General features: G+C 49.2%; 8 protein-coding genes. 7 read left to right on the forward strand and 1 reads right to left on the reverse strand.

The window, feature by feature from the left end:
• Window positions 1-346 precede the first annotated feature (346 nt).
• Entirely contained in the window at window positions 347-6,751 is a 6,405-nt protein-coding gene (locus tag BUQ91_RS03925; protein WP_074208229.1) for an Ig-like domain-containing protein, read from the forward strand.
• A gap of 96 nt (window positions 6,752-6,847) precedes the next feature.
• Here BUQ91_RS03925 and BUQ91_RS03930 read toward each other — a convergent pair whose 3' ends face one another.
• Complete coding sequence (locus tag BUQ91_RS03930) at window positions 6,848-7,375, reverse strand: DNA-deoxyinosine glycosylase (RefSeq protein WP_074208230.1); 528 nt, start codon at window positions 7,373-7,375, stop codon at window positions 6,848-6,850.
• Window positions 7,376-7,559: 184 nt separating this feature from the next.
• On the opposite strand from BUQ91_RS03930, the gene BUQ91_RS03935 reads away from it, so the two are divergent.
• The 6 genes from BUQ91_RS03935 (at window position 7,560) to BUQ91_RS03960 (ending at window position 15,866) form a co-directional block, all read left to right on the forward strand.
• Complete coding sequence (locus BUQ91_RS03935; RefSeq protein ID WP_074208231.1) at window positions 7,560-9,125, forward strand: peptide chain release factor 3; 1,566 nt, start codon at window positions 7,560-7,562, stop codon at window positions 9,123-9,125.
• A 124-nt stretch (window positions 9,126-9,249) separates the two neighbouring features.
• Window positions 9,250-9,765: a hypothetical protein gene (locus tag BUQ91_RS03940; RefSeq protein ID WP_139299687.1), complete on the forward strand. Its 516-nt coding sequence runs from the start codon at window positions 9,250-9,252 to the stop codon at window positions 9,763-9,765.
• Between the two features lie 122 nt (window positions 9,766-9,887).
• Window positions 9,888-11,393 (forward strand): lysine--tRNA ligase, encoded by a 1,506-nt coding sequence (gene lysS, locus BUQ91_RS03945; protein WP_074208233.1) that lies wholly within the window; start codon window positions 9,888-9,890, stop codon window positions 11,391-11,393.
• Window positions 11,394-11,417: 24 nt separating this feature from the next.
• Entirely contained in the window at window positions 11,418-12,665 is a 1,248-nt protein-coding gene (locus BUQ91_RS03950; RefSeq protein WP_074208234.1) for an FtsX-like permease family protein, read from the forward strand.
• Window positions 12,658-13,338, forward strand: coding sequence for an ABC transporter ATP-binding protein (locus BUQ91_RS03955; RefSeq protein ID WP_072828139.1), 681 nt, complete (start codon window positions 12,658-12,660; stop codon window positions 13,336-13,338). Before BUQ91_RS03950 ends, BUQ91_RS03955 begins: the two co-directional genes overlap by 8 nt.
• Window positions 13,339-13,352: 14 nt before the next feature.
• Complete coding sequence (locus BUQ91_RS03960) at window positions 13,353-15,866, forward strand: ATP-dependent Clp protease ATP-binding subunit (RefSeq protein WP_074208235.1); 2,514 nt, start codon at window positions 13,353-13,355, stop codon at window positions 15,864-15,866.
• The last annotated feature ends 15 nt before the right edge of the window (window positions 15,867-15,881 follow it).

A 15,881-nucleotide genomic window follows, 5' to 3' on the forward strand; every position in this document is an offset into this window, starting at 1 on the left:
AATTCCTAAAAATCACCTAGTTTTACAAAATTTTTACATTTTAAGGTGCGTTTTGGGTGCTTTAGAGTGTTTAAATCTGTATTTGGCTTCAAAATTGCCTTTATTGGAAGAAAATCGGAATTTTGGGCTTTTTTAAAGTCCTTGTTGTGTAACTCGTTGATAGTCCAATAGTTACGAAAAATCGAAGGGTGGGGTAGACGAAAGTCTCATTTTTTGTTAAGAGAAAACATTTGGGCCATTTGGAAAAATATTTACGAAAAGCGTTATATTTATAGACGTTTTTAAGGACGTCATGAGAAATTTCGCTGTGAAATTTTGATTGCGTGTATGGTATCGGAGAATGAAAATGAAAAAATTGAAGAGGTCCATGACGACCTTGCTTGCTTCTGCTAGTGTGATTGCAACGGCTTCGTTCGCTCAAAATCCGGCACCTGCGGCTCCAGCTCCTCAGCCGGCCCCTGCAGCTGCTCCTGTAAGTGAACCTGCCCCCGAACCCGCACCGGCGGTTGCAAATGAAGCACCGCAAATTGGCGGTATTCCTGGTGAATCCATTTTGGAAGGCGGAGCTTTTTCGAAGATTAAACTCGATAATTTTGTAACGGATGACACGGACCAACCCTCGCAGATCCGTTGGAAAGTCAGTGGCAACAAGAACCTCAAGGTAACGATTACTCCGGACCATACGGTTGAGATTGTAACTCCAAGCCCTCTTTGGAATGGTTCCGAAGATATCACCTTTACAGCAACAGACTCCAAGGGCGCTTCAGCTTCTGAAACGGTGAACTTTACTGTTGAATCCGTGAACAATCCGCCGGTAGTTAGCCAAATTCCGAGCCAGGTTGTTGAAGAAGGCAAGCAGTTTGCAAAGATTCGCTTGGATGACTTTGTTAATGACCCGGACCACAAGAAAGACCAAATTACGTGGGATACTGAAGTTGTTCCGGCTGGAGGCCCACAAGCTGATGGTGATTTGTCTGTAACGATTGACGGAAACCGCGTAGCTACGATTGTTATTCCGGATGCTCACTGGTATGGTGCCGCTCGAATCAAGTTTATTGCAAATGACCCGGATTATGGTAGCGATAACAAGACTGCTGCATTTACGGTCTCGCCGATTAATGACCCTCCGGTATTTGCTAAGAAGATTCCTGATCAGGTTATCGAAGAAAAGAATCAGTTTGACATGATTTCTCTTGTCGATTACGTTACGGATCCCGATGACGATGTCATGAAACTCAAGTGGTCTGTGACTGGCAACAAGGACTTGAAGATTGAACTCGATAAGTACGGTTCTGCGATTGTCACGATTCCGAACGAATATTGGAATGGTCAGGAACGTGTGACATTTACCGTGACTGACGCTGCTGGTGCATCTGCCAAGCAGGACGTTTTGTTCAAAGTAAAATCTATCAATGACCCTCCTGAGTTTGTTCAGAACATTCCGGACCAAACGATTGATGAAAAGCAGGAATTTGCTCCGATTCAGCTTGGCCAGTATGTGAAGGACCCGGACCACCGCATTGAAATGCTCAAGTGGGCTGTCTCTGGTGCAAAGGACCTGAAGGTTTCTGTTTCTGGTGGTGTGGCTACAATCCGCATTCCGAACAAAATGTGGAACGGTTCTGAATCCATCAAGTTCAAAGCTTGCGACCCTGATGGCGCTTGTGCTGAATCAGAAGCCATGTTTACGGTCAACTCTGTAAACGACTTGCCGAAGATTATCCGCCCGATTCCGAACCAGAACATCAACGAAAAGCAACAGTTCACCAAAATCAAACTTGATGACTTTGTTAAGGATGAAGACCACAAGAATTCTGAACTTTCCTGGGATGTCGAAGTCAAGCATCAGGGGCAAATGCCGGAAACGGGTACGCTCAATGTGTCTATCGACGAACAGCATGTGGCAACCGTTGAAATCCCGGACCCGAGCTGGTTTGGTAACACGATTGCGACCTTTACTGTGATGGACCCGGAAGGTGGTTCTGCAAAGCAGGATGTTGCTTTGAATGTTCGCTCTGTGAACGATCCGCCGATCTTCAAGAAGATTGCTGACCAGACGATTGACGAAAAGAACGAATTTTCTTCGTTTATCCTGGACGATTACTTGAGCGATGCTGACCATGATTTCTCTAAGCTCAAGATCGAAGTGACTGGCAATCGTGATCTTAAGGTCAATATCGATAACAGATCTCACGAAGTTTCCGTGAAGATTCCGCACGAACAGTGGAATGGTTCTGAAACCTTGACCTTTACGGCAACCGACCCGGAAGGCGCTCGTGCAACGACTTCTGCAAAGTTTACTGTAAAAGCTATTAACGATCCTCCGGTCATGAAGGATATCCGCGAACAGACCATCAAGGAACAGGGTGAATTCAATGTTGTTGAACTTGACAAGCACGTCGAAGACCCTGACCACGCCAAGAATCGCCTCAAGTGGACCATTTCTGGCAACAAGGAACTCAAGGTTGCTCTCGATGCTGGCCATAATGCTCGCATTACTCCGCCGTCTCCGCAGTGGCATGGTGCCGAAGCAATTACATTCAAGGTCTGTGACCCGGATAATGCTTGCGACGAACGTACTGTCAACTTTACGGTTGAATCCGTGAACGACGTGCCGATGTTTATTAGACAGGTAACTCCGCAGTCCATTCGCGAAAAGGGCCAGTTCCAGCCGATCAAGCTTGGCGACATGGTGAAGGACATGGATAACAAGCTCTCGGAACTTACTTTTGCTACAACATGTAGGCCGGCTGCAGGTTCCAAGAAAAGAGAATGTGAACTCAAGGTCAATATCGATGCAAACAAGGTTGCAACGATTGTTATTCCGAACAAGTACTGGAATGGTGCCGAAGAAATTACGTTTACTGTAACGGACCCGGAAGGTGCTAAGGCTACTTCGACCGCACTCTTTACTGTAGAATCTGTGAATGACCTTCCGGAAATTAAGCCGGTTGCGGACCAGACCATTCAAGAAAAGGGTGAATTTAAGCCGTTCAATGTTTCTGAACTCATTTCTGACCCAGATGACCGTTTTGAAGATTTGAAGGTTGACTTTACCGGCAATAAGGACCTTAAGGTTGAAATGACCAAGACTGGCTTGGTGACGGTGAAGACTCCGAACAAGATGTGGAACGGTTCTGAAAAGGTGACGTTCACGGTAACGGATGCTGCTGGTGCCAAGGCTCGCACGACTGCTACGTTTACTGTAGTTTCTGTGAATGACCCGCCGGTTATGAAGGAAATTGCAAGCCAGACTGTCAAGGAAAAAGAATCGTTCAAGCCGATTGAACTTGACAATTTTGTTGAAGACCTTGACCATGCCAAGAATCGCCTCAAGTGGAAGATCGAAGGCAACAAGGAACTCCGCGTTTCTATGGATCCGACGCACAAGGTAACTGTTACGCCTCCGTCTGCAAGCTGGAATGGCTCCGAAAAGGTTCGCTTTACTGTGACGGACCCGGATGGCGCTTCGGATAGCAAGGAAGTTACGTTTACGGTTCTTTCTGTGAACGATGCTCCAGAATTTGTCCGTGATTTGCGTGACCAGTCCATTGATGAAAAGAAACAGTTTCAGCCGATTAAGCTTGCTGACTTTGTCAAGGATCCGGACCATAAGATTACCGATCTCAAGTGGTCGTTCAAGGTTAGCCCGATTAGCCAGGGCTCTAAGAAGAAGGGCGGTGATGAAGAATCTTCCGCTTCTGGCCTTCGCGTGACGGTGGATCCGACTGGTGTTGCTACGGTCAATATCCCTAACAAGTACTGGCATGGCGCTGCAAACATTACGTTTACGGCAACTGACCCGGAAGGTGCTTCTGCAAGCAAGACCGCTCGCTTTGAAGTGCGCTCCGTGAACGATGCTCCGGTAATTGCTGCAAACGCTCCTACTGGTGAAACGATTCTCGAAGGTGGCCGTTTCAAGACTATCGACCTTTCTACTCTCGCCGAAGACCCGGATCATCCGGCTTCTTCCTTGAAGTGGGAAGTGACTGGCAATAGAGACCTCAAGGTGGATATTCGCAAGGACAACACTGTGATTGTTTCTGTTCCGGATAAGCAGTGGAGCGGTAAGGAATCCTTGACGTTTGCCGTGACGGACCCGGAAGGCGCCTATGCTCGCCACAAGATGGTCTTCGAAGTGACTCGTGTGAACGATCCTCCGACATTTGTAAAGCGTATTCCTGACCAGAAGATCAAGGAAAAGGAAACCTTCAAGCAAATCAAGCTTGATGAATTCGTGAAGGACCCGGATAACAAGCCGAACGAACTCCGCTGGAGAATCACTGGTGCAAAGCAGCTCAAGGCTGAAATTTCCCCGAGCCGCGTGCTTACCGTTACTGCTCCGAACAAGGATTTCTGGTGCGCTCCTGAAATGATGATGCTTGAAGTCAGCGACCCGGATGGTGCAAAGACTTCGCAGACGATTACGTTCGAAATTACCTCTGTGAACGATCCTCCGGTCTTGAGGGATATTCCTCCGCAGCGTATTCGTGAAAAGGGCCAGTTCAAGGATATTGACTTGAGCAAGCTTGTCCGTGACCCGGATAATACTATGGAACAGCTTTCTTGGTCTGTCAAGGTTATCAAGCCTGAAGCAGAACATGCCAAGAAGAGCAAGAAGGGTAAGAAGGGCAAGAAGGATGACGACGATGATGACGAACCGGTTGTAAAGGATCCGTTCAGTGTTGTCATTTACAAGGGTGGCCTCGCTCATATTGAAATTGCCGACAAGTACTGGCATGGCGAACGCAATGTTGTGTTCACGGTGAAGGACCCGGATGGTGCAACGGATTCCAAGACTGTTAACTTTGTTGTGGAATCTGTGAACGATGCTCCGGTGATTAGACCGATTCTTGCTCAGACTATCAAGGAAAAGGAACAGTTTGAACCGATTGACTTGACGAAGTTTATCTCTGACCCGGATCATCCGATGAGCTCTCTCAAGTTCGAAATTGCTCCGACTCGCGCTCTCAAGGCATCGATTAATAGCAAGAAACAGCTCGTTGTTTCGACTCCGGACAAGTACTGGAACGGTGCGGAAAAGATTCGTCTTGACGTGACGGACCCGGAAGGAGCAAGAGCTTCTCAGCAGATTGAATTCAGTGTGACTCCGGTGAACGATCCGCCTGTGATTGTGAAGGATATTCCTGGCCAGAAGATCAAGGAAAAGGAAAGATTCACGATGGTTGACTTGACCCAGATCGTTAAGGATCCGGATAACAAGCCGAATGAACTCAAGTGGTCTGTTTCTGGAAATAACGAACTCACTGTGGATATCAAGAATGGACGTGCTACTGTGACTACGCCGAATCCGAACTGGTTTGGCAAGGAAACGATCACGTTTACGGTCATGGACCCGGCTGGCGATAAGCAGTCTTCCAAGGCTACGTTCGAAGTTATTCCGGTGAACGATCCGCCGAAGTTTAAGCCGATTCCGCCGCAGGTTATTGACGAAAAGAAGACCTTCCCGGCTATCGACTTGACCAAGTTCGTGACGGACCCGGACAACTCCCTCTCTGAACTCAAGTGGTCCATTGATGGTGAAAATCCGTTTGCTTCTGCTGCTCCGGCAAAGTCCCATAAGAAGGACAAGAAGAAAGACAAGAAGAAAAAGAAACATGTGGAAGAAGAACCTGCTCCGAAGTTCGGTAAGCATGAACTCAAGTACAATATTAGCGAAAAGGGTATTCTCACTGTAGAGATTCCGGACAAGTACTGGAATGGTACTGAAACGGTGACTGTAAATGTGTTTGACCCGAGTAAGGAAAAGGCATCTACGGAAATCCGCTTTACGGTGAAGTCTGTGAACGACCTGCCGGTTGTGAAGGAAATTCCGGGACAGACGACTCTTGAAGGCAAGGCCTTTAAGCCTATCCATCTCGATGAATTTGTCTCTGATCCGGACCATAAGAAGAACGAAATCAGATGGACCGTTTCTGGTGCTAAGAACCTCGACGTGAGAATCAATGGTTCTCATGTTGCCGAAATCAAGCCGAGAAGAGATAACTGGTTCGGTGACGAAACGATTATCTTTACGGCTACTGACCCGGCTGGCGGTTCTGACAAGTCTGTCGTGAAGTTTGTTGTGAAGCATGTGAATGCACCTCCGGTGATGCGCGACATTCCTGACTTTACCATCAGAGAAAATCAGAATGAAGGCGTGATTGCAACAATCAAGCTTGACCAGTATGCTCGCGATAAGGACCACAACTTCGATGACCTCAAGTGGAAATTCACGGGTCAGAAGCAGTTGCAGGTGAATTACGACAAGGCCAAGAAGACTGTGATTGTGTCTATGCCGTACTCTCATTGGAAGGGCAAGCCGGAACGCATTACGTTCACGGTGACCGACCCGGATGGCGGTACCGCTCATAAGACTGCAACGTTTACGGTTATTGCTGTGAACAACGCTCCTGAAGCTAAGCCGCTCTCTTACCAGACTCGCGAAGGCGAAGTGCTCAAGGTTCCGGCATCAACAGGCCTTATGTCTGCTGCTAAGGATCCGGATGGCGATAAGCTCGAAGCTGTGAAGACGGTGATGAAGCCACGCAATGGTCGAATCGTCTTGAACGAAAAGAATGGTTCCTTCGAATATACCCCGAACAAGGGCTTCTCTGGAATCGATGAATTTACGTACAAGGTGTTTGACCCGTCTGGTCTTGGCTCCAAGGTGACGAACGTGGAAATCAGCGTCCAGTTCAAGCCGAAGGATGTCCGCAGCAATAGCTCGAACAACAAGAAAAAGAAATAAGAATTTCCTTGTAAAATAAAGAACGCCTCGTGGTTAAAGCCGCGGGGCGTTTTTGCATTTGTCACCCCGACTTGTTCGGGGGGCGCCTTTCTCGTATTAAACGGAAAGAATGATTTTATACGCTTCCACGAGCTTCTCGAATTTGACGGCGCAATTGGCGGGGGAGGTGGAGGGGAGTTTCACGGCCTTGATTCCGGTTGCAGCTTCGCAGTACTTTTCGTAGAGCTTGTGGGCGGTGGCGCCTGTGCAAAAGATGTGCTTGATTTTCGTTTGGGTGAGGAGCGTGGCGATGTCGTTAGGCACAACGTTTTCGATGCTTGTGTCGCTAGCGCCAATGATGGTGCAACTGTCGAGAACGTCCCAAAGGGCGATGTGGTGCTTCAAAAGCATCGTTTTTTTCTCGTCGATGGTCGCAGGGAGAGGCTCGTTTAAGACGCTTGCGAGAACTTTCCAGAAACGGTTTTGCGGGTGCCCGTAATAGAAGCCCTGTTCGCGCGATTTGGGCGAGGGGATGGAACCGAGCAAAAGAACCTCCGAATTATCGTCGAAAAGTGCGGGAAACTCATGCGTTACCCGAGTCCTCGTATTCCTTGCGGTTTTAGTTTGCGACTTCTTAGTTGCCATATCCTTAAAAATAAAAAGATATTCTATCTCTCGTCTACCCACCAACCTCTACTCTCAAACATTGAACTTACCACTTAAAATTGCTATATTTGCCCGCGTAAAAATTTGAAATCGTACCCCATAGCTCAAAGTGAGCCGTAGGCGAACGACCTAATACCTATTACCTATAGCCTGTAACCTATCTATGAATCCAGAAATTGAAAAACGCCGCACTTTCGCTATCGTCAGCCACCCTGACGCCGGTAAAACCACCATCACCGAAAAATTCCTGTGGTACGGGAATGTGATTCGCGAGGCTGGTCACGTGCGTGCGAAGGCCAACAAGAGCTACACTGTTAGTGACTGGATGAAGATTGAACAGCAGCGTGGTATTTCTGTTTCGAGTTCTGTGTTGAACTTCCCGTTTGAAGGTTGCATGTTCAACCTCGTCGATACCCCGGGGCATCAGGACTTCTGCGAAGACACGTACCGTGCGCTGACCGCCGTGGACGCTGCTCTTGTGCTTATCGATAGCGTGAACGGTGTTGAAAAGCAGACGATTCGCTTGATGAATGTTTGCCGCATGCGCCATACGCCGATTATCACGTTCATCAACAAGATGGACTTGGATGGCCGCCACGTGCTCGACTTGCTCGACCAGATTGAAAGCGTTTTGCAGATTAAGACCGCTCCGTTTACGCTCCCGATTGGCGTCGGTAAGCTTTTCAAGGGCGTCTATTCCATCGCTGAAAATACGTTCCATACGTTCAACCCGGACGATGGCAAGCAAGAAATTATCCAGATGGAAGGCCCGGATGATCCGCGTCTCGTTGAACTTTGCGGTGAAAACTGGGTGAACCAGTTCCGCGAAGAGTATGAAATGGTCACGGGCGGTATGGATCCGTTCGATCATGAAAAGTTCCTAAAGGGCGAAATGTGCCCGGTGTTCTTCGGTTCTGCCGTGAACAACTTCGGTGTCCGCCAGCTTTTGAACGCTTTTGCAAAACTCGCTCCGCCGCCGATGATCCGCGACACCGACAAGCGCCCGGTCAAGCCGGACGAAGACGCTTTCAGCGCGTTTGTCTTCAAGATTCAGGCCAACATGGACCCGAAACACCGCGACCGCACGGCATTCCTCCGCATTTGCTCGGGCAGCTTTACCCGTGGCGAAAAGGTTTTCCACGTGCGTACGGGCCGTGACATCCGCTTGGCCGCTCCGACCGCCTTCCTCGCGAAAGACAAGGAAGTCATTGACCACGCCTGGGCGGGCGACATCGTGGGCATCAACGACCCGGGACTTTTCCGCATTGGCGATACGCTCACGGACGGCGAAAAGATGAACTTCACGGGTATCCCGGACTTTGCCCCTGAACACTTTGCCCGCGTGACGCTCTTGAACCCGCTCAAGTCTAAGCAGATGGCGAAGGGCCTTGCCGAACTTTCGGAAGAAGGTGCTACGCAGCTCTATGAACCGCTCAAGTCCGCTGTGCCTGTCGTGGGTGTTGTGGGTGAACTCCAGTTCGACGTGCTCAAGTTCCGCTTGCAGAGCGAATACGGCGCCGATGTGCAGCTCGACCGCGTGCCAGCTCATTGCATCCGCTGGGTGAAAGGCCCCGAAGCTGACGTGGGCAAGTTCGCCGAAGAATATGCCGGCGACTGCATGATGGACAAGGAACGCAATCTCGTGTGCCTCTTCCCGAATGAGTACCGCCTGAACCTTGCGCTCAAAAACTACGAACGACTGAGCTTCGCCGAAACCTCTCAGGGATAGTTTTGCATTGTCATTCCCGCCTCCGAGCGGGAATCACCTTTTTAAACCATTTTATCCGCATTTTTGCAGAGAACTTTTTAACGGCAACTTTTAACGAAGTTGTCGTTTTTTTATATTGAAAAACATGAAATCATTACTTTTCTTTCTTCTCCTTTTTCTTTGTGTTGTGAGCTTGCAGGCTCGTGGGTTAAACTGCATTGAGATGATCAATGTGAATATTGCTTTTGATAAATTCAATGTCCCTGAAAAGTTTATCTTCACGTTTGGAAATAACGTAGCATCTAACGAAAGTTTGACATTGTTCCCTGTAAAGAAAGCTGTTGATTACGATGGAGTTGTTCAGTTCAAGTCAAAGAATGCCATTCTGACGTATCATATTTCTTATGAAAATTCCGAAAATGGCAATATGGTTGACTCGGCTGATGTAGTACAGATAAAGTCTTTAGCTGGAAAAACGGATTCTGTCGCTCTTGCCGATTTGTGGGGCGCGGGAGATCTTTTTTCAAAGGGTTCCCTTAATACAGAAAAGGTGATGACTGTACGCTTTCTTATCCCTATGCTTGAAAAAAGGAACGCGGATTATGTTTTGCTGAATTATGCCTGCTCCAATTGGCATGACTTGCGCGATGTGAAAAAATAGAGCTTGTGAAATTTACGGAAATCCCCCTTAGCTTGGTGCTAGTGGGGATTTTTGTTACTTCTATTTTTCTAAATTTTACCCGTTCAAATTTAAGACGTGATATATTCACGAGGTAATACAATATGGCAATGCAAGACATGAATGACCAGGTGATGGCTCGCTTGGCTAAGCTCGACAAGTTCAAGGAAATGGGTGTGGATGCTTATCCGCACAAGTTTAACAGGACCCATGATTCCAAGGTCTTGAAGGAAAACAAGGATGCCTTGATGGTGACCAAGGAACCGGTTGCATTTGCCGGCCGCGTTGTGCGTTTCAATCGCAAGGGCAAGATGTGCTTTATGCACCTCAAGGACCGCTATGGCCGCTTGCAGGTTGTGGTTGCCCGTGACGAAGTGGGCGAAGAAAACTACGAAATCGTGAAGATGACCGACCTCGGTGACTTCATCGGTGTGAACGGTACGATGTTCGAAACGCAGAGCGGTGAATACTCTGTGCGTGCCGAAAAGGTCACGATGCTTTCGAAGGCTGTGCGTCCGCTCCCGGTCGCCAAGGAAAAGGTCGACGAAAACGGCAACAAGGTCGTGTTCAACGAATTTGCCGACGTGGATACCCGCTACCGCCAGCGCTATATCGACATGGCTTTGAACGACGATGTGAAGGAAGTCTTCATCAAGCGTTCCAAGATCATGCAGGCTATCCGCGAATACCTCCTTGAAAAGGGATTCATCGAAGTCGAAACCCCGACGCTCCAGCCGATTTACGGTGGCGCAAACGCCCGTCCGTTTACGACGCACCACAATGCTTGCGACATGACGCTTTACTTGCGCGTGGCTCCGGAACTTTACCTCAAGCGCTGCATCATCGGCGGTATGGAAAAGGTGTTCGAGTTCTGCAAGAACTTCCGCAACGAAGGCATGGACCGTACGCATAGCCCGGAATTCACTGGCCTCGAATTCTACGAAGCCTACGCCGACTACAACGACATGATGGTCCACTTCGAAAACATTTACGAACGCGCATGCATTGCCGCTAACGGTACGACCAAGATCAACTACCAGGGTAAGGAAATCGACTTCAAGGCTCCGTGGCCGCGCTACAGCATGATCGAAGCCATTGAAAAGTTCGGTGGCATCAAGGTCAACGATATGAGCGACGACGAAATCAAGGCCAAGATGGAAGAACTCGGCGGTCACCTTGATGGTGAATTTACTCGTGGTCGTGGCATCTTGGAACTCTTCGACCTTACGGTGGAAGGCAAGCTCATCCAGCCGACAATCATCAAGGACATGCCGACCGAAAGCACCCCGCTCTGCAAGAAGCACCGCACGACTGCAGGCCTCATCGAACAGTTCGAACCGTATGCCAACGGCTGGGAACTCGGTAACGCTTATACCGAACTTAACGACCCGATCCGCCAGCGCGAACTTTTGGAAGACCAGGTCCGTCGTGGCCGTGGTGGTGAAGGTGAAACGCACCCGATGGACGAAAACTTCATGCACGCTATCGAATCCGGCTTGCCGCCGACGGGCGGCGTGGGCTTCGGCATTGACCGCATGGTCATGCTCCTCACGAACCAGCAGACCATCCGCGACGTGCAGCTCTTCCCGCTCATGAAGCCGGAAGTGTAGCATTTCGTTAACTTCTCGTCTAAGATGAACAAACTCGAACTCCTCATTGCATGGCGTTACTTGGGGGCTCAACGCAAGAGTCTCTTTGTTTCGCTTATTGGTATTTTCAGTATGCTCGGCGTTTCCATCGGCGTGTTTGCGCTGGTGGTGGCACTTGCGGCGGTCAACGGTTTTGAAGAAGAGGTCACGGCCCAGATGATTGGGAAGGATGCTCACTTTGAACTGATGGCGTACAATGGCAATCCGATTGGTCCTTACGACAGCTTGACTAAAGAGGTGCATGCTCGCGTGCCTGACGTTGTTGCTTCGTCGCCGTTTATCGTTTACAAGGTGGGCATTAGCTCCAAGAAGGTGAACGATGGCATTGTCATTTACGGCATTGACCCGGCGACAGCCAAGGGCGTGACGGATATCCATAAATACATCAAGTGGGGAGAATACTCGGTCGACAGTCTCGAAGACATGGGTGGCAAACGCCGTCCGGGAATTATTCTCGGGACTGGGCTTGCGGCGCGCTTGCGCGTTGTCGTTGGTGACAAACTCGTGTTGCAGACATTCCAGAGTCCGGACGAGGCGATGAGTGCTGGTGGTCCGAAGATGATGATGTGCGTGGTGAGCGGCATCTTCGAAACGGGTACTTACGAATACGATGGAAACCTTGCGTATGTCGGCATCTCGGATTTGCAGAAGTTGCTTGGCATGGGAAACACTGTGACCGGCATCCAGTTCCGCATCAAGGATCACTGGAAAGCGGGCGAGGCGGTCGATAGCATGGCGACTTGGCTATCTTATCCGTATTACGGGATGGATTGGAAGTCCAAAAATATCACGCTCCTCAAGTGGATGAACTACGAAAAGTTCATTGTGGCGGCGGTGATTTGTTTGATTATCTTGGTCGCTGCATTCAACATCATCAGCTCGCTTATCATGGTGGTGATTGACAAGACGAAGGAAATCGGCATCTTGCGTAGCATGGGCTTTAGCAAGGCGGGCATCATGCGTGTGTTCATGCTGATGGGAAGTTTCATTGGCGTGGGCGGTACCGTTGTGGGTGGCTCGATTGGGCTTATCTTGTGCAAACTGCAAGAGGCTTACCACTTCATTAAGTTACCGGGCGATGTGTACGTGATTCCGTATTTCCCGATCTCGGTGCATGCGATTGACGTGATTTTGATTTTTGTAATTGGTATTGTCTTGTGCGTGTCCGCGACACTTTTGCCGGCATGGAAAGCAAGCCGATTGGATCCTGTGGGGGCTATTAGACATGAGTAGTTTATTGCAAACAGTCGACCTTCGCAGAGTTTTTTCCGAAACGGGTGAAAAACTTGAGATTCTTAAAGGCGTGAATTTTTCGATGGATGCGGGCGAACTTGTGGCGCTCACGGGTTCATCGGGTTCCGGCAAATCGACGTTCTTGAATTTGGTCGGAATGCTCGATACGCCGACTTCGGGCGAGATCTTGTTCAAGGGCAAGCCGCTTAGCAAGTTCAATAGCGAAGAACGCGATATGTACCACCGTTCGCATGTGGGATTTGTGTTTCAGTTCCATCACTTGCTCACGGAATTTACGGCGCTCGAAAACGTTTGCGTGCCGGGACGCATTCTCGGAACTCCAGAAAAGGAATGTCGCGAACGTGCTGAAATGCTTTTGGAAACGGTCGGACTTAAGGAACGCCTCAAGCACTTGCCGCGTGAACTTTCGGGCGGTGAACGCCAGCGAATTGCAATCGCGCGTGCGCTCATGAACAACCCGTCCCTCGTTTTTGCAGATGAACCGAGCGGTAATTTGGACGAAGCGAATTCGGCGAAATTGAACGAACTCTTTGGCGAACTCAACGAAAAGTTCCATCAGGCGTTTTTGATTGTGACGCACGATGAAAAACTTGCGCAGTTTGCAAAACGCCGTGTGATTATGCATAATGGTGTTATTCAGAATGCGGAGTAGGTGGAAGGAAAGTTATGGCAGATATTAACGGTATTTTTTCAGCTAAGGCAAAAGCAGCGCTGCAGGCGGCACGTATTGCAGCCCGCAATTTAGGGAGCGACTGCGTTACGGTAGAACACCTTTTGTTTGGTCTTGTTCGCGAGGATTCTGGTGTTGCCTCGGAAACGCTCAAGGCTTTGAAGGTCAACCTCACGGAACTCAGCGAGACTATCCAGCGTGCGTTGAGTACAAATGGCGGCCTTATGACGGTCGGTGGCGATGCCCACGGCGGTCTTTTAACGTTTACGGCACAATGCAAGGCGGTGCTTTACAATGCCGCAAAGATTGCTAAGGAAGAAGGGGTCCAGTTCATTGGCCCGGAACATTTAATGCTTGCTATTTTGCAGCAGACGGATTCTCCGGCGGCAGCGACACTTTCGACGTACAATGTGACGTTTGAAAACTACCAGGAAATGCTGATGCAAATCAAGCGTCAGGCTGATGGTCAACCGTTGGATGATGGTCAGCCCGAAGATGAACCGCGTGAACGTTATACGCAAACTCGTCAGGCTTCTCCGTCTCGTTCCAAGACTCCGATTCTCGAACATTTCGGTCGTGATTTGACGGCTATGGCTCGCGCAGGCAAGCTTGACCCGATTATCGGTCGTGAAGCTGAAATTGAACGCTTGATTCAGATTCTTTGCCGTCGCAAAAAGAATAATCCTGCGCTTATCGGTGAACCGGGCGTGGGTAAGACTGCAATTATCGAAGGCTTGGCTCTCAAGATTGTGCAGCGCAAGATTCCGGATCTCTTGGCGAACAAGCGCGTGGTAACGCTTGACGTTGCTGCAATGGTGGCTGGTACAAAGTATCGAGGTCAGTTTGAAGAACGTGTGAAGGGTCTCATCATGGAACTTCAGCGCGTTGGCAATTCTGTGATTCTCTTTATCGATGAACTCCATACGATTGTGGGCGCCGGCGGTTCTGAAGGCAGCCTCGATGCATCGAACATCTTTAAGCCCGCTCTTGCTCGTGGCGAACTCCAGTGCATTGGTGCTACGACTTTTGATGAATACCGCAAGTACATCGAAAAGGATGCCGCTCTAGAACGCCGATTCCAGACGATTGTGGTGAATCCGCCGACGGTTGAAGATTCAATTCAAATTTTGGATGGTCTCCGCCCGAAGTATGAACAACATCATAATGTTCGTTACACGCCGGATGCGGTGCGTGCTGCAGTTGAACTGAGTGAACGCTATATTAGCGAACGCTTCTTGCCGGACAAGGCGATTGACGTGCTCGACGAAGCGGGCGCGCGAGTTCGTTTGAATTCCATCAAGATTCCGCAAGACCTGCAGAACATGGAAGACGAACTCGGTGATTGCCTCCAGAAGAAAGAAGAAGCTGTCGCCAATCAGGATTACGCCTCTGCGGCGGAATACCGCGCCCGCGAAGAAGAATTGCAGAACAGCATTGCAGAACGCAAAAAGCAATTGCAAAACGAAAATACGGAAACGCCGATTGTCGATGATAACGTTATTCGTGACGTGATTAGCAAGATGACGGGAATCCCGGTTCGTAGGCTTGGTGACGAAGAAGCTCAGAAGCTCATCCATCTTGGCGACGAAATCAAACAGCGCGTGATTGGTCAGGATCAAGCTGTCGATGCGATTGTAAAATCTATTCGCCGTAGTCGTGCCGGTATCCGCAACAACAAGCGCCCGATGGGAAGTTTCCTCTTCTTGGGCCCGACGGGTGTGGGTAAGACGGAACTCGCGAAGGTGCTTTGCAAGGAACTTTTCGGTAGTGAAGATTCGCTTGTGCGTATCGACATGAGCGAATACATGGAAAAACATAGCGTGAGCCGCTTGATTGGCGCTCCTCCGGGATATGTGGGCTTTGAAGATGGCGGTGGCCAGCTCAGTGAAAAGGTGCGCAAGCATCCGTATTCTGTGGTACTTTTGGATGAAATCGAAAAGGCGCATCCGGACATTTACAACTTGCTCCTCCAGATTTTGGACGATGGTATCTTGACCGATAGCTATGGCCGCAAAATCAACTTCAAGAATACGATTATCATCATGACGAGTAACGCCGGTGCTCGTGAAGTCCGCCATAGCAGTGGCATGGGCTTTACCAAGATGGGCGAGACGGATGATTACGAACGCATGGAAACCGCTATTCGCGAAGAAGTCAAGCGTGTATTTTCACCGGAATTTTTGAACCGCGTGGATGAACAGATTGTGTTCCGTGCGCTTTCTAAACATGACCTCGTTTCTGTTGTGGACATCCAGATGGGATTCTTGCAGAAGAATCTTTCTGATCGTGGAATCCTCTTGGAAATGAGTCAGGAAGCAAAGGAATTTGTCGTAAACCACAATTACGATTCTTCCCTTGGAGCACGCCCCATCCGCCGTTCTATCCAGAATCTCGTTGAAGACGAAATCGCCGAAGGCCTTTTGCTTGGCTTGATGACGGACTTCTCCACGATTACGGTGGATGTCGAAAACGGCAAACTCTCCTTCAAGTGCGAAAAGATTAAGTCTTAGTTTTTCTATATTTGC

This window comes from Fibrobacter sp. UWB11, from assembly GCF_900143015.1.
GTDB lineage: Bacteria > Fibrobacterota > Fibrobacteria > Fibrobacterales > Fibrobacteraceae > Fibrobacter.